At 71.8% G+C, this 20795-nt stretch carries 19 protein-coding genes; 9 read left to right on the plus strand and 10 right to left on the minus strand.

What is annotated here, in order from left to right:
- Window positions 1-25 precede the first annotated feature (25 nt).
- Window positions 26-1369, minus strand: coding sequence for a tetratricopeptide repeat protein (locus ACH4F6_RS26070; RefSeq protein ID WP_397962751.1), 1344 nt, complete (start codon window positions 1367-1369; stop codon window positions 26-28).
- A 248-nt stretch (window positions 1370-1617) separates the two neighbouring features.
- Between ACH4F6_RS26070 and ACH4F6_RS26075 the strand changes: the two genes are divergently transcribed.
- The 4 genes from ACH4F6_RS26075 to ACH4F6_RS26090 all read left to right on the plus strand — a co-directional run bounded on the left by ACH4F6_RS26075 (window position 1618) and on the right by ACH4F6_RS26090 (window position 4804).
- A complete protein-coding gene (locus ACH4F6_RS26075; RefSeq protein ID WP_397962752.1) occupies window positions 1618-2109 on the plus strand; it encodes an ATP-binding protein in 492 nt (163 codons plus the stop codon).
- A 456-nt stretch (window positions 2110-2565) separates the two neighbouring features.
- A complete protein-coding gene (locus tag ACH4F6_RS26080; RefSeq protein WP_397962753.1) occupies window positions 2566-2733 on the plus strand; it encodes a hypothetical protein in 168 nt (55 codons plus the stop codon).
- Window positions 2734-2813: 80 nt separating this feature from the next.
- Window positions 2814-4013: a JmjC domain-containing protein gene (locus ACH4F6_RS26085; protein ID WP_397962754.1), complete on the plus strand. Its 1200-nt coding sequence runs from the start codon at window positions 2814-2816 to the stop codon at window positions 4011-4013.
- Window positions 3947-4804: an aldo/keto reductase gene (locus ACH4F6_RS26090; protein ID WP_397962755.1), complete on the plus strand. Its 858-nt coding sequence runs from the start codon at window positions 3947-3949 to the stop codon at window positions 4802-4804. Before ACH4F6_RS26085 ends, ACH4F6_RS26090 begins: the two co-directional genes overlap by 67 nt.
- Here the strand turns inward: ACH4F6_RS26090 and ACH4F6_RS26095 are convergent.
- A complete protein-coding gene (locus ACH4F6_RS26095) occupies window positions 4792-5649 on the minus strand; it encodes a hypothetical protein (protein ID WP_397962756.1) in 858 nt (285 codons plus the stop codon). The two genes, ACH4F6_RS26090 and ACH4F6_RS26095, sit on opposite strands and share 13 nt — an antisense overlap.
- A 374-nt stretch (window positions 5650-6023) precedes the next feature.
- Complete coding sequence (dapA, locus tag ACH4F6_RS26100; protein WP_397962757.1) at window positions 6024-6944, minus strand: 4-hydroxy-tetrahydrodipicolinate synthase; 921 nt, start codon at window positions 6942-6944, stop codon at window positions 6024-6026.
- A 219-nt stretch (window positions 6945-7163) separates the two neighbouring features.
- Between dapA and ACH4F6_RS26105 the strand changes: the two genes are divergently transcribed.
- Window positions 7164-7583: a phage holin family protein gene (locus ACH4F6_RS26105; RefSeq protein ID WP_397962758.1), complete on the plus strand. Its 420-nt coding sequence runs from the start codon at window positions 7164-7166 to the stop codon at window positions 7581-7583.
- Window positions 7580-8146 (plus strand): DUF3618 domain-containing protein, encoded by a 567-nt coding sequence (locus tag ACH4F6_RS26110; protein ID WP_397962759.1) that lies wholly within the window; start codon window positions 7580-7582, stop codon window positions 8144-8146. The genes ACH4F6_RS26105 and ACH4F6_RS26110 overlap by 4 nt, the downstream gene beginning before the upstream one ends.
- 250 nt (window positions 8147-8396) lie before the next feature.
- On the opposite strand, the gene ACH4F6_RS26115 is transcribed toward ACH4F6_RS26110, so the two are convergent.
- On the minus strand, window positions 8397-10223 hold the full coding sequence (locus ACH4F6_RS26115; protein WP_397962760.1) for an endonuclease/exonuclease/phosphatase: 1827 nt from the start codon (window positions 10221-10223) through the stop codon (window positions 8397-8399).
- Window positions 10224-10475: 252 nt separating this feature from the next.
- Between ACH4F6_RS26115 and ACH4F6_RS26120 the strand changes: the two genes are divergently transcribed.
- Both ACH4F6_RS26120 and ACH4F6_RS26125 read left to right on the plus strand, forming a co-directional pair.
- The gene (locus tag ACH4F6_RS26120; RefSeq protein ID WP_397962761.1) at window positions 10476-11912 is read left to right on the plus strand and encodes a hypothetical protein; all 1437 of its coding nucleotides are present in this window, start codon (window positions 10476-10478) and stop codon (window positions 11910-11912) included.
- A gap of 389 nt (window positions 11913-12301) precedes the next feature.
- Window positions 12302-13765, plus strand: a complete 1464-nt coding sequence (locus tag ACH4F6_RS26125; protein WP_397962762.1) for an alkaline phosphatase PhoX — start codon at window positions 12302-12304, stop codon at window positions 13763-13765.
- A 218-nt stretch (window positions 13766-13983) separates the two neighbouring features.
- On the opposite strand, the gene ACH4F6_RS26130 is transcribed toward ACH4F6_RS26125, so the two are convergent.
- On the minus strand, window positions 13984-14505 hold the full coding sequence (locus ACH4F6_RS26130; RefSeq protein ID WP_397962763.1) for a nuclear transport factor 2 family protein: 522 nt from the start codon (window positions 14503-14505) through the stop codon (window positions 13984-13986).
- A gap of 46 nt (window positions 14506-14551) precedes the next feature.
- Here ACH4F6_RS26130 and ACH4F6_RS26135 point away from each other — a divergent pair, with 46 nt between their 5' ends.
- Entirely contained in the window at window positions 14552-15124 is a 573-nt protein-coding gene (locus ACH4F6_RS26135; RefSeq protein ID WP_397962764.1) for a TetR/AcrR family transcriptional regulator, read from the plus strand.
- 68 nt (window positions 15125-15192) lie between these two features.
- On the opposite strand, the gene ACH4F6_RS26140 is transcribed toward ACH4F6_RS26135, so the two are convergent.
- The 5 genes from ACH4F6_RS26140 to ACH4F6_RS26160 all read right to left on the minus strand — a co-directional run bounded on the left by ACH4F6_RS26140 (window position 15193) and on the right by ACH4F6_RS26160 (window position 20622).
- A complete protein-coding gene (locus tag ACH4F6_RS26140) occupies window positions 15193-16401 on the minus strand; it encodes a TerD family protein (protein WP_397962885.1) in 1209 nt (402 codons plus the stop codon).
- Between the two features lie 81 nt (window positions 16402-16482).
- Window positions 16483-17472, minus strand: coding sequence for a zinc-dependent alcohol dehydrogenase family protein (locus ACH4F6_RS26145; protein ID WP_397962765.1), 990 nt, complete (start codon window positions 17470-17472; stop codon window positions 16483-16485).
- A complete protein-coding gene (locus ACH4F6_RS26150; RefSeq protein WP_397962766.1) occupies window positions 17469-18317 on the minus strand; it encodes a carbohydrate ABC transporter permease in 849 nt (282 codons plus the stop codon). The genes ACH4F6_RS26145 and ACH4F6_RS26150 overlap by 4 nt, the downstream gene beginning before the upstream one ends.
- A complete protein-coding gene (locus ACH4F6_RS26155; protein WP_397962767.1) occupies window positions 18314-19252 on the minus strand; it encodes a carbohydrate ABC transporter permease in 939 nt (312 codons plus the stop codon). The genes ACH4F6_RS26150 and ACH4F6_RS26155 overlap by 4 nt, the downstream gene beginning before the upstream one ends.
- Window positions 19249-20622 (minus strand): ABC transporter substrate-binding protein, encoded by a 1374-nt coding sequence (locus ACH4F6_RS26160; RefSeq protein ID WP_397962768.1) that lies wholly within the window; start codon window positions 20620-20622, stop codon window positions 19249-19251. Before ACH4F6_RS26160 ends, ACH4F6_RS26155 begins: the two co-directional genes overlap by 4 nt.
- Window positions 20623-20795 lie beyond the last annotated feature (173 nt).

Here is a 20795-nt window from a genome sequence, read left to right on the forward strand (position 1 = left end):
ACCCCCGACGTCCGGACGATGGCCGTCAGACGGCGACGGGCAGTTCCTGCAGGCGCTCGTGGAATTCACGGACGGAGGGCACGTACTTGTACGGTTCGAGCCGCGCGGAGAACTCCTTCATGCGGTCCAGAGCCCGTACGGAGCTGACACTGCCTTCCAAGAGCCCGGCGCCGTAGTTCGCGGCGTCCAACGCCCCCTCCAGGTCACCGCCGGCGAGCCGTGCCTCGGCCAGGCGGCTGGACCGCACGGCCTTGTCCCGGGGAGCCGCGCTCGCCACCGAGGTCTCCAGGGAGCTCGTCGCGCGCTCCACCTGTCCGGAGCGCAACAGGACCTTGCCCTCGGTCGACCTCAGTTGCGCCTCGCCGAACCAGTCGAGCCAGTCCGGGTTCTCCTCCGCCGTACGGCGTTCCCAGAGGGACATGGCGCGGTTGAGCACGGTGGCGGCCTTGCGGTGGTCGCCGTCGCGCGACAGCGCCTCGGCCTTGTGCAGGTGGAGGAAGGACCGGGTACAGGGTGACAACGAGTGGGGAGCGTTGTCGATCGCCGTCGAGATGAGGGCGACCCGCTCGGCGGTGCGCCCGGCCTCGGAGACGTGTACTCCCATCTCCGCGAGGACGAAGGCGCCGAAGGCGTCGTCCCCGGCGGTACGGGCGCTGCGCAGGGCGCCGACGTAGTAGCGCTGCCCGGCGGATCGCAGACCGGCGTCGTAGGCCATCCACCCGGTCAGGTGCGACACCCGGGCCGCCGACGCGTACAGGCGGACGCGGACCTCGTCGGTGCACCGGCCGGCGCCGAGAAGGCCGGTGACCAGGGCGAGATCACCGCGTGACTGCTCCAGGAGCCGGGCGCCTCCGAGCTGGTCGTCGAGTGTGCGGAGGGTGCTGACGCGCTGCTCGATCGTCGAGACCATCGTGTCCGTGACCCTGTCGCCGCCCAGTGCCGAGGCGAAGGCGGAGGGCGCGTCCACCCAGCTCGCCGCGAGGCCCGTCAAGGAGACGCCGGTGATGGTGAGGAAACCCCGGCGATCCACGCGGCCACTCCCCACCAGATCGGACAACGCCTCGACCGTGCCGGCCTCGGTCCACGGGGCGGTGAGTCCCGTCACCTCCCAGACCGGGAGCCACCGGGGCCATCCCTCCGCGCGGGCCTGTTCGTACGGAACGCCCAGAAGATCAGCAAGGACGTACTGGGCGTCCGCGTCCGGCTCCTGCCCCTGCTCCCACTTCCACACAGTCGTCCTGTTGGTCGCCAGCGGGATCCCGAGCAACCTCCCGTGCTCCTGCATGAGCCGTGCGAATTCGGCCTTCCCCCACCCGCGCCTCTGGAGGAGGAAGCTCAGCGGGTGGACTGCTAACGGCTCACCGGGCACGTCACCACTCCCGTCATCCCTCGTACGTAGTCGGGAGGTTACTCCGGGTGCCTGCGTGTGGGGAGGGCGTCCCGGAGAAACCCCCTGGAAACGTTCCGACACGCGAGCCGGCGCCGTTGACTGAGCACCAGCCGTCCGAGGGACGCGGCCGAGGCGCTCGCTCTCGGAACGGCCCCTCGGATCGGCGGTTTCATTCCCGTGCCCCGTCGGGGACGGAACCACTCTCCAGCTCTTCGGAGGCGTCAGCCATGCCCACGCTCGTCCATCGGTTCGTCCTCGCGGGTACGGAAAGGGAAGTGCCCCTGGCCCGGCACACGGTCGTCGACAAGGTGCGTGCATGGGATGTGCCGCTGGACGAGGAAGCGACCGACGCCATCCGCCTCGTCGCCTCCGAACTCATCACCAACGCCGTGGTCCATGGGGCGGGGCCGGTCACCGTCGCCTTGTACCACCGCTCCGGTCGCTTGATGATCGACGTCCTCGACGGTGACCCGTCGCCCCCACGGATGAGTTGCGCTCAAGCCGACGACGGGAGCGGGCGCGGCCTGGCGCTGGTCGGCCTCCTCGCGTCGCGGTACGACTGGGAACCCACCGGCGGTGGCAAGCGCGTGTGGGCGGAAATGGCGCTTCCCACGGCGGCGCCCGCCGTCCGCGCCGCAGCCCTGCGCAGGTTGTTCGCCTTCCGGCCGAAGCGGGAGGCCGGAGCCGAGCCCGAACCGCTCATTCTGGCGATTGCGTGATGGGACGGCACACGCTACGAGCAGTTCCGCTTGCCGGTCCCGATGCGGTGTCCCGGCCCGCCCGCCGAGACGTCGACCCCGTTACGGGGAGCCCGCCACCTACGTCCTGTGGGACCGCCATGAATGGCAGACACGCGGCGAGTGCTGGTTGTGGTGCAGATGTGACGACGTCGAGGTGACGTGGATCGGTCCCGTCCGATCGAGTGGTATGCACGTGGCCCTCAGGCCTGCCGCACGTGTCTGTACGAACTGGACCAGCGCGTCATGGAGACCACCCTGCGTCAGGACGCGGACGTCCTGCCGAGGAACGGCCGGCCAACCCGATCGCCGGTGCAGCGCTGCGGCTCGCCACGCCGCCTGATGACCGCCGCCCCGCGGAAATCCACTCCTCCCACGGGGCGGCTACGACCTCCCGCCGGAACCCCGGCGGGAGAACCGAAGAGGAAGGAGCACGAGGTGGAAGAGCACACGACACCGCCTCCGACCCGGAGCGGCCTCCTGGTGGCGGTGGAGGAGCTGACCGCCGTCCACGACCGGTACGACAGCCTCCGGTCCGACAACGCCGGAAGTTCCGGTGACGCGCCGTGGCCGGGCGGCGACGGCAACCTGCACGACAGCGAGTAGGCACCAAGCGGTGGGGCAGCGCGACTCGCCGTGCTGCCCCACCGCGTCCGCACCACGTGGTCGAACCCATGGAGGACGCAGTGAGGGAACACCGCTTGATCAGCGCGATCGAGACGGCGCTCGGGTGGAGCGGAGCGGAAGAGCTGGGCAAGGGCTTCGTACGGGGAAGCATGGACGACCCCGCACTCGTCTCCCGCCTCCTGACCCCGAACCGCCTGCTCGACATCGCGATGCGCAGGAGTCTCAACCGTCCGCAGTTCCGGTGCTTCCAGAAAGGCGAGGAGGTGCACCCGGCCGTCTACTACACCGACAGCGTCAGCCCTCGGGGGCAGAGCATCCCGATGGTCGACATGCGCAGCCTCGGGCGGCTCCTGCGGGAAGGCGCGACGCTCATCCTCGACCAGGCCAACGTCTTCGATCCCACGATGGAGGTCGCGTGCCGGGCGTTGCAGTGGTGGTCCTGCGAGCGCGTGCAGGTCAACGCGTACCTGACCACGAACGACGCCGCCGGCTTTCCCCTGCACTGGGACGACCACGACGTCGTGATCGTGCAGCTCGCGGGCGAGAAGGAATGGGAGGTGCGCTCGACCTCCCGCAAGGTTCCCATGTACCGGGACTCCGACCCCAACAACATCCCGAGCGATGAGATCGTCTGGTCCGGTCCCCTGAAGACCGGCGACGTCATGCACATTCCCCGAGGGCACTGGCACCAGGCAACCCGGACCGGCAGCGGCTCGGGAAAGAGCCTCCATGTCACGTTCGGCATCACCAAGCGCACCGGAGCGAGTTGGCTCGCCTGGCTGGCGGACTGGTGCCGCGAACGCGAGATCTTCCGGCACGATCTGGAGCGCGGTCAGGGCTCCGACGACAAGGCCCTGACCGAGGCCGCCACCAACCTGATCGGTGAGCGTTCCCCGGCTGACTTCCTGACCGCGTATGAGCAGGAGACGACCCTGCCACGCCACGTGCCGTTCCTCGGCATCCTCGGACCGCTCGACGCCGTCGTGTGCACCACCCACTTCCCACCCCGGATCCAGGAGAACGGAGAGACCGTCGACGTCGTGGCCGCAGGGAAGAAGCTGACTTTCACGGCCAAAGTCATCCCCGCGCTGCGGCTGTTGCTGAGCGGCAGGCCGGTCCCACTGGAACGGGCCGCGGCCGTCGTCGGGGCGGAAATGAAGGAACTCGCCGAAATCCTGGTGGAGGAGGAACTGTGCGCGGTGCTGACCCCCGAGTTGTCCTCGGGCTACACCGGTCTCGTCACGAACGCCGCCTCTTGACCGGAGCGCTCGATCTCGGCGTCACCGCGCTCGACACCAGCACCAACTACCTCGGCTTCCGCTCACACCAGGTCCTGGCGCGGACAGCCGGTGACCTGTTGCCGAAGTTCAGGGTCTCCACGAAGGTCGGATACTTCCCGGGGCGGAACGGCGGGGAGCACTGCCTCGACCCCGTACGGCTGCACGCGGCTGTGGAACAGGCGGCCGAGGGCCTCGGTCGGGAGCCCGACCTGGTGTTCCTGCATAATCCGGAACACTCGCTCCGCGATACCGCTCCTCACGGCCGGGACATGCTGGCGCGAGCGTGTTCCGCACTCGACGATGCCGCGGCGAAAGGACTGTGCGCCGCCTGGGGCGTCGCTTCCTGGGATCCGTCGCCGTTGCTGGACCTGGTCGACCCGACGACACCGAGGCCGTCGGTCCTCATGGTCCGCGCCGGCCTGCTGGTCGGGGCCGGAGCGCTCGACGCCGCCGACGCCCTCGTCAGGGCATGGGACCTCGGCGACCGTGGAGTGTGGGGGATGAGCCCTTTCGGCGGCAACGCCGACGCTCCGGTGTGGACGAGGACCGACCCGCGCGTCTTCCTGCGCGACAGCAGCCGGTTCTCCCGGGTGCAGGCGGCCTTCCGGGTCGCCTACCGCCTCCCGAGGGTCGGCTCCGTCGCCGTGGGCACCGACGACCCCGCCCACCTGGGCGAACTCGTCGACGCCCTGACCGGTGAGGTCGAGGAGCGGACCGTTCACGAGTACCGAGGACTCCTTCGCGACCGCTCGCGCGGTCAGCCCGCCTGAAGCTCCTCGACGATCTGCTCGGCCGTGCGCCGTGCGGGCTCCAGCCGGGGGTCCTCCGGGTGCGCGTACGGTCCGAGGATCTTCGCGCAGACGAACAGCGTCATCAGCTTGCCGTCCCGGCTCTCGAAGTCGTGCCGACGCTCCCGTCGTACGCGATCGGCCAGAGCGGGGACGGCGAGCGAACTCGCCCACAGTGACGCGGAGTCCAGCCCCTGCGGCGCGTTCCCCCAGTCCTCCCAGTCGAAGAGGCAGAACACCGGAGCGGTCACATTGGCCCAGTTCAGGTCCGCGTGGGCCGGCACCCATCGCCGGACGGTCGTATCGAAGTCGCCGGGGAAGACACCGCGGATGGACTCGGTGACCAGTTCCTGGGTGATGGTGTCGGTGTCCGGAGTGGCGACCCGCCTCGTCCTATGAGCCGCCAGTGCGTCCAGCGAGGCGTTCAACGCCTTCCACCACACCTCCGGCAGTTCCGGTGCCTCACTCAGGACGGCGCTTCCGACGGGGGCGGCCGGCAGGAGACCGGTCTCGTCGGCCCGCCACATCACCGGCCCGTCCGCGTCCCGCCAGACCGCACATCCCCGCCAGACCGGCTGGGCGACACCTTCCAGGCGAGCGGCACACTCGGTGCCGTTCCACCCTTGATCCGTGATCTTCTCGAGCGGGCGCCGCTCGATGCGGACCCAGGTACCGCGGTCCGTCCGGGCCCCCACGGACCGGCGCTTGCGCACCATCGTGTCCAGGAGCAAGCGCACCCGGAGGGACCGCGCGACATGGTCAAGGACTTCCTCGACCGGCTGCACCCGTAGATCGACGGACTGACCCGTGGGGACCGAGAGCGTCATGGACGTGACCGTAGCAGCAGGGTGGCGGGAGACGATCCGAAGTGACCGTAGAAGCTGGGAAGCGGTAGGCGGCCGATCTGGTACTGCGCTGTCGGGGTGGCGGGATGTGAACCCACGACCTCTTCACTCCGAACTCTCGGCCGGGAGGTCACCGAGGTCTGGTGAACTGGTGGCCGGGCCCTTGACCGTTGTCGGCAGGCAACTGCACTTGCGGTGGTTGCTGTGCTTCGCTGCTGTACGGCGACGTCTCCGGAGGTTCTGAGCCGCACGACGGAGCACGGTCGGAAGGCTCGCTCGCAGGTATACCGAACCGGTCGCAGCGGAACAACGACGGGCCCGGCTGCGAACGGCGGATCCGCGCCGAGAACGCGAGCCTATCGCCGCGTCAGGCGCTCGTGCGCCGCCCGCAGGTCTGCGAGGGCTTCCCGCCCCGCCTCGCGCAGGGGCGCCCGGACGGGGCCGGCCGGCAGGTGCAGCGCGTTCAGGAGGGCCTTGGCGGTCACCGTTCCGGGGAGTCCGGAGGCCGTCATCGACTCGATGAGCTCCGTGGCGTCCCGCTGGAGTCGCGCCGCGCGGACGGTGTCGCCGGCGTCGAAGGCGTCGATGACGGCCCGGAGGTGCTCCGGCACGACGTTGGCGACGGTGCTGACGTATCCCGTCGCCCCCACCGCGTACAGGGCGAGGATCTGCTCGTCGCAGCCCGCGTAGAACGCCAACCCGGTGCGGGCCAGCACCTTCTGGGCGCCGAGGAGGTCGTAGGAGCAGTCCTTGACGGCGACGATCCGGGGGTGCTCGGAGAGCCGGATCATCGTCTCCGGCTCGATGCGGGTCCCGGTGCGCCCGGGGATGTCGTACAGCATGACGGGCAGTCCGCATCCGTCCGCGACCTCCCGGAAGTGCGCCTCCAGGGCGTCCTGCGGAGGGCGGCTGTAGTACGGGCTGACCACCAGCGCCCCGTCCGCGCCCGCCTCCTCCGCGGCCAGGGCGAGCTCGACGGTGTGGCGGGTGTCGGCGGTGCCCACGCCCGCCACCAGGGAGACCCGCTCGCCGACGGCCGCGCGTACGGCCCGCACCAGTTCGGCCTTCTCGGCGTCCGTCGTCGTCGGCGACTCGCCCGTCGTGCCGGACAGGACGAGCCCGTCGCAGCCGCCCGCCACCAGCCGCTCGGCGAGGCGCCGGGCGCCGTCCAGGTCGAGGGCGCCCCCCTCGGTGAAGGGCGTGACCATCGCGCAGAGGGCGCGGCCGAAGGGGGCAGCGGAGGGGCGTGCGGTTCCCGTGTTCGTCGCGTGCGTCATGGCGGTAGTCTCGACCCGTCGATCGTGTAGCTCCACTTAAATTGTCTACGAGGTATTGATAAGGGGAGCTGGAACGTGGGAGAGGGTGCGCCCGGATCGGACGTCCGGTTTCCCGCTCCGCCGGCACCGCCTCGGCGGGTGTGGCCGCGGCCGGGCGGCGCGGGGGTAGCGGCGCCCCGCCGGGGGTACCCGGGTGTTTCCGGAACGAGAGGAGGCACCGTGACCGGGACCATGGACACCCGGCCCGTCCACGACGGGCACCGGACGGTCGGCGAACTGGTCGGCCAGGCCACCGAGCAGCTCTCCCGGCTCGTGCGGCAGGAGATCGCCCTCGCCAAGGAGGAACTGACCGAGAAGGGCCGTCGCGCCGGCCGCGGTGGCGGTCTGCTCGGGGCGGCGGGCGCGTTCGCCTACGCCGGCCTGCTCGCCCTCGCCGGCACGGGCGTCGCCGCCCTCTCGCTGGCGCTGCCCGTCTGGGCCGCGGCACTGATCGTGACGGCGGTGCTGTTCGTGATCGCCGCCGTGCTGGCCGTGACCGGCCGCGGTCAGCTGCGCCAGGCCACACCCCCCACCCCTGAGCAAGCCCTCGGCAGCGTCAGGGCGGACGTCGAGGAGATCAGGGAAAGGGCGCACCGATGACGGACAGGACAGCGGCGAACGGCTCCGGGCACGGCGCGGGCGGCGCCGCGGAGCTGCGCCGGCAGATCGCGGAGACCAGGAACCAGCTCGGCAACACCGTGGAGGAACTGGCGGCGAAGGCCGACCTCCGGGGCCGGGCGCGAGCCCGCGCGGCCGACCTGCGCGACCGGGCCGGCGCGATGACGGTCCAGCTGCGCAGCACGGCGGCCCAGGCCAGCCACACCGTCCAGAACAGGGCGAGGGGCGCGGGACACACCGTCCAGGACAGGGCGAGGGGCGCCGGGCACGCCGTGCAGGACAGGGCGACGGGTGCCGGGCACGCCGTGCAGGACAGGGCGAAGGGCGCCGGTCACGCGCTTCAGGACAAGGCCCGGGAGACCGGTCACACGCTCCAGCACAGGGCGGCCGACGCCGGGCACACCGTCGAGCGGCGCGTCCCCGGACCGCTGCGTCCGCCGGTGGAGTTCGCCAAGCGGCACCCGCGGCCGGTGATGATCGTGGCGGCCGCCGGCGCGACCGTCGTCACGGCGGTCGTGCTGACGCGGCGCCGGACCGGCTGCTAGACGGACGGGGCCGGCGAACGGTCAGGGCCCGGCACCCCACCGCGGGTGCCGGGCCCCACCCTTGCCCGTCCGGCGAGGACGCCTCGGCCTGCGTCTCGCTCGGGGCCGGAGGGCGGCGGCCATGACCCGTCGAACCGGCACCCACCCCGCCCCCGCCGACGACCCCGACGGACACCGCGGCCCGGGGACCGACGCGGCGGGACCGCCCGGAAGCGTGTCCGGGCGGCCCCGCGCGATTCCCCGGCCGGGGTCACGGCTTGAAGCGCAGCACCTGCGGGTCGTGGTCGCTGATCTGGTCGTTGAACTCCGAGTTGAGGTGGACGCTGTCGTACTCGACGTCGCAGCCGCGCCGGATCGACGGGCTGACCAGGATCTGGTCGAGGACCTGGCTGTTGCCCTGGTAGAGGTAGGAGTAACGCTCGCTCTTCGGCAGCGACTTGATCGCCGACCACAGCTCGCCGTCGCCCTCCAGGATCTGGGCGGTCCCGGAGAACTCGAAGTCGTTGATGTCGCCGAGGGCTATGACGTCCGCGTTCTTCTGGGTGTCGAGGACGTCCTTGACGAACGCGTTGACCAGCGCGGCCTGCTGGTGGCGCTGGGTCTCGGAGCTGCGCGCCACCGGCTGGTACTGGGAGGTCAGGCCCTGGTCGCCGCCCTTGGAGTTGAAGTGGTTGGCGATCACGAAGACCGTGCGGCCACGGAAGACGAACTCGCCCACCAGCGGCTTGCGGCTGGAGTTCCAGGCCGCGTTCGCCGGGTCGATGCGGCCGGGGGAGACCGTCAGGGCCGCCTTGCCGCGCACCTCGGTGACGCCGACGGCGGTCGTGGCGTCGCCGCCCGCGCGGTCGGTGAAGGAGACCCGCTGCGGGTTGAACAGGAACACCTGGCGGATGTTGCCGCCCGGCTCGCCGCCGTCGGCGTTGTCCGTCGGGTCGACCGCGCGCCAGTCGTAGCGCGGGCCGCCCGCCGCGACGATCGCGTCGATCAGCTTCGTGACGGTCAGGTCGGCGGCGACCGTGCCGTCGTTCGTCGCGCCGTTGTTGTCCTGGATCTCCTCCAGGGACACGATGTCGGGCGACTTCAGGTTGTTCACGATCGCGGAGGCGTGCTCGTCGAACGTGGCGTCGGACGGGTCGAGGTTCTCGACGTTGTAGGTCGCGACCGCCAGCTCGCCGCTCTTCTGCTTCCGCGTGGTCTCGCGCTCCAGACCGGCGCTCTTCAGGGTGCCGATCCGGTTGGCGACGATCGTGTAGCCGCCGAACTGGTTGTAGTCCAGCGGACCCGCGGTGGCGCCGGTCAGCGTGTCACCGACGTTCGCCGTCGGGAAGTCGGCGGTCTTGCCGAGCGACTGGACCTGGAGCCGGCCGGTGTTCTGGGCGTCGTAGGAGCCGTAGACCGTGCCGCCGCGGCGGTTGCGGTTCTCCCACGGCTTCACCGTGACCCACAGCTCGGTGTACGGGTCGGTGGCGCCGACCACGCGGGCGTCGCCGACCTGGACGTTCATGCCCTCCAGGGACTCGTAGAAGTCCAGGGCGTACTTCCGGGGCTGGAGCGTGAGGCCGTTGATCGAGTTGTTCGCCGCCGGGTCGCCGGCCGGGGCGTACGCCGCCGGGACCGACTTCGCGTCGACGACGGTCGCGGCCGGGACCGCGTTGCCGCCGGAGACCACGGTCACCGTGGGGCGGACGATCTCCGTCACCGCCTGGTTGCCGGACGAGGCGCCGCCCGGGACGAACTCCGAGACCGTGCCGGTGACGGTGACGGCGTCACCGACGGCGACCTTCGGTGTGGAGCTGGTGAAGACGAACACGCCCTCGCTGGTGGCCGGATCGGCGTCCGGGTTCGGATCCTGGATCCAGAAGCCCCTCGAGGAGCCGTAGGTGCGCACGCCGGTGACGATTCCGGCCACATCCGTGACCTGCTGTCCGGCGTACGGCGAGATACGGGTCGTGCCCTGGATGTCGTGGACGCGGACCGCGTCGGCGTGCGCGGGCGCGGCGATGACGACGGTGGACGCCGCGGAGCACACGGCGGCGACGGTGAGCGCGGCGAGGCGCGCGGAAGACCTGCTAGGCAACGGGATCCCTCCGGGGACGTGCGTGGGCGCCGGGACGAGGGTGAGGCGTGGGACGCGGACGACGCGCGGAGAAAAAACAGTGAACACCTGTCCCCCCAACTTCTACGCGCGTCAATCTCCAGCCTGTCCATGTCAGTTGTCAAGGTTTCGGCCATGTACGGAAGGCGGCCGGGAGATGAACCGGGCGGCATGGGTGGAAATCCGTCTAGGCTGAGCGACTGAGTGGCACGACCGTCCTAGGAGAACCAACCGATGTCAGACAGCGCCCCCCTGCCGCCCGTACGGCTGCGTCCCGAAGCGGAACTGGCCCGCGCCGCGCTGTCCACCCCTCTGCTCTCCCGGGCCGCCCGCCTCGCCCGCTGGGCCGGCCCCGACACCCGCGTCGACGCGGGGGGCGGACTCGTCGACGAGCAGGTGCCCGCCGCGGCCGAGGTGCTCGGACTGACCGGCGACGAGGCCGCCGCGCACACGAGCGAGGCCTGGCGGATCGCCGTGGACGCCGGACTCGTCGAGATCGCCGACGATGAGGCCGGCGTCGTCACCGCGGGCGAGGGACTCGCCCTGCTGACCGCGGGCTCCCCGCACGACGCGCTCGGGGTCTGGCTCGCCGCCCTGGAGGCGGTGCTCGCCGAAGCGAGCGTGCCCGACCTCGACGAACTGATCGACGCGATGGACGAGGGCGGCGAGGTCGACTTCTCCCGGCTCGACTGGGACCCCGAGGGCGAGGCCGCCTTCCTCGACGGCGTGCTCGGCAACCTCTACCTGCTCACCGCCGGGGAGGACGGCCCCGGCGAGGGCCCCGTGCCGCTGCCCGCGCTCGCCGCCTCCATGATCGTCCCCGGTGGCACGGGCGACCCCACCAACGACATGCTGGAGCGGGTCTCCGACGCGATGGTGCGCCTCGACGACCAGTTCCGGCTCCTGGAGCCGATCGGTCTCGTCGTCTACCAGCCCGTCGACGAAGCCCTCCTGGGAGACGCCGACGAGGCCGCCGAGGAGCCCGCCGCGCCCGTCGACGAGACCGACGTCGCCCGCTACGGCATGGTCCGCCTCACCCCGCTCGGCGTGTACGGCCTGCGGGCCCGGCTGCTGGAGGCCGGCTTCGAGGCGCCCGCCGTCGGCGACCTCGCCGACAAGGGCGCCGACGCCCTCCTCGACGCCAGCGCCTCCTACGGGCCCCGTGCCGCGCGCGCCGAGACCGAGCAGTGGCTGGCCCGCCGCGAACCCCTCGCCGCCGCACGGGAGCTGCTCGCCTCCGCCCGCGGCTCGGACCCGGGCGCGCCGCTGCGCAGGCTGCGCTGCCAGCAGGCCCTCTCCCTGGTCGGCGCACAGGCCGAACCGGCGGTGCGCGAGGTGCTCGACGACCCCGAACTGGGCGGTCTCGCCCGGGTCTGGCTGAGCGAACTGGGCGCCGCCGACGTGCCGGCGCCCTCCGAGGACCTGGTCTTCTGGCTCACCATCGACACCGTCGCCGCGCAACTGGCCGCCGAGGGCAACTCGGAGGAGCTCCAGGGACTCGTCGAGGGCCTCGCCCAGCAGCACAGCGGCTTCTTCGCCGCGGCCTGGCGGGTGGACCACCCGGCCACGGCCGACGTCCTGGAGGCGATGGGACGGCTGCACCCGGACAAGAGGATCGCCAAGGAGGCCCGCAAGGCCGCGTTCAAGGCGCGGTCACAGCAGGGCGGGTGAGGGAAGGCCCGCGGCGCGGGGGCCGGTCCGACGCGGGGTGAGGAGCCCCGTCCGGGAGGCCGGCGGGACCGCCGCGTGCCGGACGCGTCGCCGGGCCCGGCGGGGTGGACGGTCTCGCGCGGAGGCCGGCGTGCGTGCCGGACGGCCCTGCGCGGGGTGGGGATTCCGCGCGGTGGGGCGGCCCCGCATCCTGTTCGCCGCGGGTGACCCTGTGCGGTGTGCGCGGTGGGACGTCCCGCGCCGGTGACGGAGACGGTCCGCACGGGTTCACGGAAGGTGACCCCCTGACGCAGCCCTGCGTTCAACCCCCGTTCAGACACGGGCGAAACGGTGTCGCCGACCCGAGGTCCGCCACCCTCCACGGCACGTCCACCGTCTCAGGAGACACCATGTCGCTCACCCGCAGGGACTTCGCCAGAACATCCGCGGTCACCGGTGCCGGGGTCGCGCTGGCGGGCACCGTCGGCGCCCTCGCCACCGCGCCGAACGCCCTCGCGTCGACGGACGCCGACAGCGCGGACACCGAGCACGCGCGGCAGAAGCCGGCGGCCGGGCACGGCGGGGTCGGCTACGGACCCCTGATCCCCGACCCCGAGGGCGTCCTCGCCCTGCCCGCCGGCTTCACGTACCGGGTCATCACCCACAGCGGGAAGACCAAGCTGGAGTCGGGCGAGTTCACCCCCTCCCACCACGACGGCACGGCCACCTTCGACGGCCCCCGCGGCACCACCCTCCTGGTCAACAACCACGAGCTGAAGGGCCCGCGCGCCAACTGGGAGCACCCCGTCCCGCTCACCGAGGGCCTGGTCTACGACCCGGCCGCGTCCGGCGGCTGCACGGTCGTCGAGGTCCGCCCGGACGGACAGGTCGCCGAGTGGGTCGGCATCGCCGGCACCTCCACCAACTGCGCGGGCGGCAGCACCCCGTGGGGCACCTGGCTGACCTGCGAGGAGAACTCCGACCGGGCCGGCACCAACGGCATGACCAAGGACCACGGCTACGTCTTCGAGGTCGACCCCCGCGACCGGCGCGCCAACAAGAACCCCAAGCCGCTGAAGTTCTTCGGCCGCTACGACCACGAGGCCGTCGTCATCGACCCCAAGCGCGGCCACGCCTACCTCACCGAGGACGCCTCGGGCCCCAACGGCCTGTTCTTCCGCTGGACCCCGCCGAAGGGCTTCGTGTACGGCCGCGGCGCGTTCCGCACCCTCGCCGACGACGCCGGCGTCCTCCAGGCGCCCAAGTGCTACGACGCCGGCGGCAAGTTCGTCGACGACCTCTCCCGCGCCACGAAGACCGGCACCGTGTACGGCGTCGACTGGGTGGACGTCCCCGACCGCGACGCGAGGACCGTGGCCGTGCGCAAGCAGTTCGCCGACGGTGAGGTCACCCGCGCCCGCAAGCTGGAGGGCATGTGGTGGGCCGACGGCGGCGCCTACGTCGTCTCCTCGTACGCCCGTGACGAGAGCCCCGTCCGGCACGACGGCCAGGTCTGGTTCTACGACCCCAAGCGCCGGACGCTGACCCTGAAGGTGCTGCTCGGCGTGAACCCCGACCCGTCGGAGGACGGCGCCTTCGACGGCCCCGACAACATCACCGTCTCCCCCTACGGCGGCCTCGTCATCGCCGAGGACGGCGAGGGCGTCCAGCACCTGTTCGGCGCCACCGACAGCGGCCGCACCTACCCGATCGCCCGCAACGAGCTGAACATCGGCACCGAGGACGAGCCGGAGTACAGCGAGTTCACCGGCGTCACCTTCTCGCCCGACGGGAAGACCCTCTACGCCAACATCCAGACGCCGGGCATCATGCTGGCGATCACCGGGCCCTGGAAGCGGCAGAAGAAGGGCTAACCAGTTCGTTCGCGCGGCCCGCGGCCCGCCCCCTGACGTGATGTACGTCCAGGTGCGAAGGCAGGACCTGCCTCCACTCGTCATGGGGCGGCCGCGGGTCCGGATCCCGTCACCGATGCGAGTACCGGTGTGGCGGAACGGAAGACGCGCCGATCGACAAGCACCGAGCCGGCTCGCCGGGGCGGCCGGCCCGCGTCGAACGTGTGCAGTGCGCTGTCCTAGCCCGTCGTGGTCCGGTCCGCCGCGGCCCCGTGCGCCGGTCGCCGGTCGGCGGCCCGGACCGCCGCCAGTCCGTCGAGGTAGTCGCGGACGTGCACGATCGCGCCGTCGCGCACCCGCATCACCAGCAGGCCCGGGACCCGGAACGGCGCGCCGGTGGTGGCGAGGGTGCCGGTGACGACCTGTTCCACGACGATCACCTCGGGGTCGGTGGAGTCGTGGACGGCCACCTCGACGACGCGCTCCGGACGTGCCGGGCTCGCGCCCCAGGCGGCGCGGTACGCGGCGCGCACCTCTTCGCGTCCGTCGCAGCGCGCGGGCAGGCCGGGGAACGGGAACGGCAGTTCGTGGACGGCGTCGGGCGCGTACAGGTCGGCCAGGTCGTCGGCCGAGGAGTCGAGCATCGCGCGGCGGTAGCGGGCCAGGACGTCACGCGGGCCCGGGACGCCGGCCGACGCGGGCCGGTCCGACGGTGGCCCGGGGGAGTCCGCGGACTCAACCGGGGACTGTCTCCGTTTCATGTCGCTACCATACGGAGCGTGTCCCCGGCTCGCAAGGAGTAACTGGATGGCGCCGGTCAAGCCGATGCGCGCGGACGCCCGCCGCAACTACGAACGGTTGCTGAGGGCGGCGGCCGAGGCCTTCGCCGCGCACGGGGAGGGCGCGTCCCTCGACGACATCGCCAAGCGGGCGGGGGTCGGCTCCGGCACGCTGTACCGGCACTTCCCGACCCGGCAGGCGCTCCTGGAGGCGGCGTACGTCGACCGGATCGAGGCGCTCGCCGCGCGCGCCGACGAGCTCGGCGCGCGGCTGCCGCCCGGCGAGGCGCTGGTGGAGTGGCTGAACGAGCTGTGCGTCGGCACCCTCCAGGTCCGCGGTATGAAGGCCCTGCTCGGGTCGGCCGTCACCGACGGCAGCGTCGCGGCGGTCACCGCCTGCGGCACGCGCGTGCGGGTCGCGGCGACCCGGCTGGTCGAGGCGGCGCAGCGGGAGGGCGCCCTGCGGACGGACGTCGAGCCCGTCGAGGTGCTGCGGCTGGCGCACGGCGTGGCGACGGCGGTGGAGCTGGCGAACGGGGACGGGGACGGCGTCCGCCGGTACGTGTCGCTGCTGACGGAAGGGCTGCGGGCCGCCCGGTGAGAACGGCGGTGGGCGCCCCGCCCCGGCGGCCGGGGCGGGGCGCCCGCACGGGTCGTACGGCCCGCCGCTCAGAGCGCCTGGGCCGCCGGCTTCACCATGTTCCGGACGGTCCGCGCCTTCACGAAGTCGCCCATCGCCGTCATCTCCCACTCACCGGAGTACTGGCGGATCAGCTTGGCCATCATCACGCCCGTCTGCGGCTCGGCGCCGGTGAGGTCGAAGCGCACGAGTTCCTCGCCGGTCAGCCCGTCCAGGAGGCGGCAGTAGGCCTTGGCGACCTCGGTGAACTTCTGGCCGGAGAAGGAGTTGACGGTGAAGACCAGGCCCGTGACCTCCTGCGGGAGACGGCCGAGGTCGACGACGATCACCTCGTCGTCGCCGCCGCCCTCGCCCGTGAGGTTGTCGCCGGAGTGCTTGATCGCGCCGTTCACGATGGACAGCTTGCCGAAGTAGCAGCTGTCGATGTGGTTGCGCTGCGGGCCGTAGGCGATGACCGAGGCGTCCAGGTCGATGTCCTTGCCGCGGTACGCCGGCTCCCAGCCGAGGCCCATCTTGACCTGCGAGAGCAGCGGGCGGCCGCCCTTCACGAGGGAGACGGTCTGGTTCTTCTGGAGGCTGACGCGGCCCTTGTCGAGGTTGATCTTCCCCGTGCCGGGGGCCGGCGGGGCGGGCGGCGCGGGCGGGGCCGGAGGAGCGGCCGGGGCGGACAGCGGGGGCGCCGGCGGCTGCGCGGGGGGCGCGGGCGGCGCGGGCGGGGTCACGGGCCGGGCCGGGGCCGGGGCGGGCTCCTCCACCGTGACGCCGAAGTCGGTGGCGATGCCCGCCAGGCCGTCGGCGTAGCCCTGGCCGACCGCGCGGGCCTTCCACTGGCCGTTGCGCAGGTAGATCTCCATGACCACCAGTGCCGTCTCGGTGCCGAGCCGCGGGGGAGTGAAGGTGGCCAGGACGCCGTTGTCGTCCGCGTCGCGCAGGGTGGCCGTGGGCTCGACGCCCTGGAAGGTCTGGCCGGCGGCGTCGGGGCTGGCGGTGACGACGATCTTCTCGATGCCCGGGGGGAGGGCGGTGGTGTCGACCGTGATGGCGTCGGGGGCGGCGCCGCCGCCCGAGCGGTACGTCACGCCCGGGCCGCTCGGCTGGTTGTAGAAGATGAAGTCGTCGTCGGAGCGCACCTTGCCGTCGGCGGTGAGCAGCAGGCCCGATACGTCGAGCCGCACGGGCGCGGCGACGTCCACCGTCACGCGGGCGACGGGAAGAGGGATGTTCGAGCCGGGGGTCATAGCTGTCATGCCTGGTGAACGAGCGGGGGCGTTTTGCCGTTCCCTTACCCGGGGCCGAACGGACCCCGGGCGGCACACGGCCTACGGGACGACCACGATCTTCCTGCCCACCCCCGCCGCGAACTGCTCCAGCGCCTGCGGATAACGCTCCAGGGGCAGACGGTCGCTGATGAAGACCTCCGGGTCGAGGACGCCGCCCGCGAACAGCTCCGCCGCGCGTTCGAAGCTGTGCAGGACGGCCATGGAGCCCGTGATGGTGATCTCCTGGTTGTAGACGCGGTACGGGTCGATCGTCACCCGCGTCGCGTAGTCCGCCACCCCGAACTGGAGGAAGGTGCCGGCCTTCGCCACCCGGTCCAGGCCGTCCTGGATCGCCGCCGCGTTGCCGGTCGCGTCGACGACGAGGTCCCAGCCCTGCGGCCGGTCCAGCTCGTCCGCGTTCGCCGCGGACGCGGAGACGCCGAGCCGGCGGGCCGTCTCCAGACGGGCCGGGTTCACGTCGACCACGTCCACGCTCGCCGCACCCGTCCGCTTGGCGAGCTCCAGCATCATCAGGCCCATCGTGCCGGAGCCGTAGATCAGGACGTGGGCGCCGAGGCGGGACCGCAGGACGTCGTAACCGCGCACCGCGCACGACAGGGGTTCGACCAGCGCCGCGTCCTCGGTGCGCACGTGGTCCGGGAGCTTCACGCAGTTGGCGACCGGGGCCACGGCGAACTGTGCCGCGCCCCCCGCCGTCGTCACGCCGATCGCCGCCCACCGTTCGCAGAGGTTGTTGTGGCCGGTGCGGCAGTAGCGGCACTCGTAGCAGTACAGGGAGGGGTCGACGGCCACCCGGTCGCCCACCGCCAGCTCCGTCACCCGGGAGCCGGTCCCGACCACCTCGCCCGCGAACTCGTGCCCCGGCACGATCGGCAGCTCGGGCGCGAACTCCCCCTGGAGGATGTGCAGGTCGGTCCCGCACAGGCCGCACGCGGCGACCTCGACGACGACCTCGCGCGGCCCGGGCGTCGGGTCCGGGACCTCGGCGACGACGGCCTTGCCCACGGACTCGATGACGGCGGCCTTCATTTCACGGCTCCCAACGACAGGCCCTGGACCAGCTTGTCCTGGGCGGCGAACCCCGCGGCGAGCACCGGCAGGGAGATGACGAGCGACGCGGCGCACACCTTCGCCAGGAACAGGCCCTGGCTGGTGATGAAACCGGTCAGGAAGACGGGGGCGGTCTCGGCGACCACGCCGGTCAGCACCCTCGCGAACAGCAGCTCGTTCCAGCTGAAGATGAAGCAGATCAGGGCCGTCGCCGCGATGCCGGGGAGCGCGATGGGGGCGACCACGCGCGCGAGGATCGTCGGCAGCCTCGCGCCGTCCACCCGCGCGGCCTCGATCACCGCGACCGGGATCTCGGCCAGGAAGGACTGCATCATCCACACCGCGATCGGCAGGTTCATGGCGGTGTAGAGGACGACCAGCAGCCAGATGTTGTCGAGCATGCCGGCGTTCTTCGCGAACAGGTAGAGCGGCAACAGGCCCGCCACGGCCGGCAGCATCTTCGTCGACAGGAAGAAGAACAGGACGTCCGTCCACTTCCGCACGCGGCGGATCGACAGGGCGTACGCCGCCGGCAGGGCGAGGACCAGGACGAACAGCGTCGAGGCCACCGACGCCACGGTCGAGTTGACCAGTGCCGGCCAGGGGCTCGCCCCGCCGCCCGCGCCGAAGAACTCGCGGTAGCCGTCGAGCGTCAGCGAGGCGGCGAAGGACGGCGGGTTGGTCGCCGCGTCCGCCTCGGAGTGGAAGGACGTCAGGGCCATCCACGCGATCGGCAGGAAGAACACGATCCCGAGCAGCCAGGCCACCAGGCCGAGGCCGGCTCCCTTGCGGCGGCTGCGAAGCCGTACGGCCACTGCGCTCATGCGCGCGACACCTCCTCGCGGAACAGGGACGACACCACGCGCAGTGCGAAGGTCGCGATGACGATCGAGCCGATGACCACGAGCACGCCCGCGGCCGAGGCGAGGCCGTTCTCGTGGGCCTGGTAGAAGCTCTGGTAGACGGTGTAGGGGAGGTTGGCGGTGCCGAGGCCGCCGGACGTGATCGTGAAGACCGCGTCGAAGTTCTGGACGATGTAGATCGACCCGAGCAGGGCGCCGAGTTCGAGGTAGCGGCGCAGGTGCGGGAGGGTGAGGTGGCGGAAGATCTGCCAGTCGCTCGCGCCGTCGACGCGGGCGGCCTCGATCTGCTCGTGGTCGCGGCTCTGCAGGCCGGCCAGCAGGATCAGCATCATGAACGGGGTCCACTGCCAGACGAGGGAGGCCTCCACCGCGAGCAGCGGGGTCCGGGAGATCCAGTCCGGCTGTGGGCCGCCCACGTAGTGCAACAGCCCGTTGAACAGGCCGTACTCGGGGTTGTAGAGCACGTGTTTCCAGAGCAGGGCGGCGGCCACGGGCACCACCAGGAACGGGGCGATCAGCAGGGTGCGCACCACGCCCCGGCCGCGGAACCGGCGGTCCAGCAGCAGCGCGAGCAGCAGGCCGAGGACCAGGCTGGCCAGGACCACCGCGACGGTCAGGAGCACGGTCGTCCACACCGAGTGGCGCAGGTCGGCGTCGGTGAGGACCTCCCGGTAGTTGTCGACGCCGGCGAACCGGCGGGCGTCCGGGTACAGGGAGTTCCAGTCGAAGAAGGAGATCACCAGGGTGGCCACGAACGGCAGCTGGGTCACGGCGACCATGAAGACGAGGGCGGGGAGCAGCGGGGCGCGGGTGGCCCAGGCGCGCAGCCGGGCGGACGGCTGCCGGGGGGCGTGGACGGGGGTGGTGGCCACGGGGGCCGTCGTGGTGGCGGTCATCGTCCCTCGTACTCCTCGGAGATCCGCTCGGCGAGCTGCTGGGACTTCTTCAGGGCCGACGCGACGGACTGGCGTCCGGCGATGGCCGCGCTGATCTCCTGGGAGACCTTGGTGCCGAGGTCGGTGAACTCGGGGATGCCGACGAACTGGATGCCGGGGGCCGGGCGCGGCTGCACCCCCGGGTCGTCGGGCCTGGCCCCCTCGATCGCCGCCTTCGTCATCTCCTGGAAGGCGGCGGCCTCCTGCGTGTACGCCGTGTTCGCGTACGTCGACGCGCGTTTTCCGGCGGGGACGTTCGACCAGCCGATCTCCTCGCCGACGAGCCGCTCGTACTCCTTGCCCGACGCCCAGGAGACGAACTTCCAGGCCTTGTCGCTGTTGCGGGAGGCCTTCTGGATGCCCCAGGCCCAGGTGTAGAGCCAGCCGGAGGAGTCGGTCTTCTCGACGGGGGCGGGGGCGTACCCCACCTTGCCCTTGACCGGGGACTCCGCCGCCTCCAGGGAGCCGGCGGCGGAGGTGGCGTCGTACCACATGGCGACCTTGCCCTGGGTCATGTTGTTGAGGCACTCGGCGAAGCCGGACTGGGCGGCGCCGGACTCGCCGTGCTCGCGGACGAGGTCGACGTAGAACTCCGTCGCCCTCTTCCACTCGGGGGAGTCCAGCCGCGCCTTCCAGTCCTCGTCGAACCAGGTGCCGCCGAAGGTGTTCACGACGGTCGTGAGCGGTGCCATGACCTCGCCCCAGCCGGGCAGCCCGCGCAGGCAGATGCCCTTCATGCCGGGTTCGGCGCCGTCGAGTTCGGCCGCGAGGTCGGCCACCTGGGTCCAGGTGGGGTGCTCGGGCATCGTCAGGCCCTGCTCGGCGAAGACGTCCTTGCGGTACATCAGGAAGGACGACTCGCCGTAGAAGGGCTGGCCGTAGAGCTTTCCGTCGTCGCCGGTCAGGGACCGGCGCATCGGCTCGAGGACGTCCTGCTCGTCGTAGGCCGGGTCCCCGGCGACGTACGTGTCCATCTCGTGCAGCCAGCCGTTGCGGGCGTAGATCGGTATCTCGTAGTTGCTCAGGGTCGCGACGTCGTACTGGCCGGCCTGGTTGGCGAAGTCCTGGCTGATCTTGTCGCGGACGTCGTTCTCGGGCAGGACGGTGAAGTTGACGTCGATGCCGGTCTCCCGGGTGAAGTGGGCCTTGGCCAGCTTCTGGAGTTCGGTCATCTGGGGGTTGTTGACCATCAGGACGTTGATCGAATCGCCGCCCGATCCCGCCCCGCCCGCTCCGACCCAGCAGCCGGAGAGCAGCGGGGCGAGCAGCGTCCCTGCGACGGCCACGGCGAGTGCGGCTCGCGGTGGCCGTCGTCGGCTCTGGGTTCGCATGGATCGCTCCTGGACTTGGGGAGAGGTGAGGAAAGAGGACAGAGGGCAGGGGACAGGGGGGACAAGGAGACGGAGGGACAGGGACGCAGGGGGACAGAAGGGGCACCGATCGGAGAGGGGAGCCCTCCTCGGGCCGTGTCGGCCGGAGGCCGGGGCGTGTGACGCGGGCGCGC

The organism is Streptomyces sp. NPDC017936 (assembly GCF_044328485.1).
Classification (GTDB): domain Bacteria; phylum Actinomycetota; class Actinomycetes; order Streptomycetales; family Streptomycetaceae; genus Streptomyces.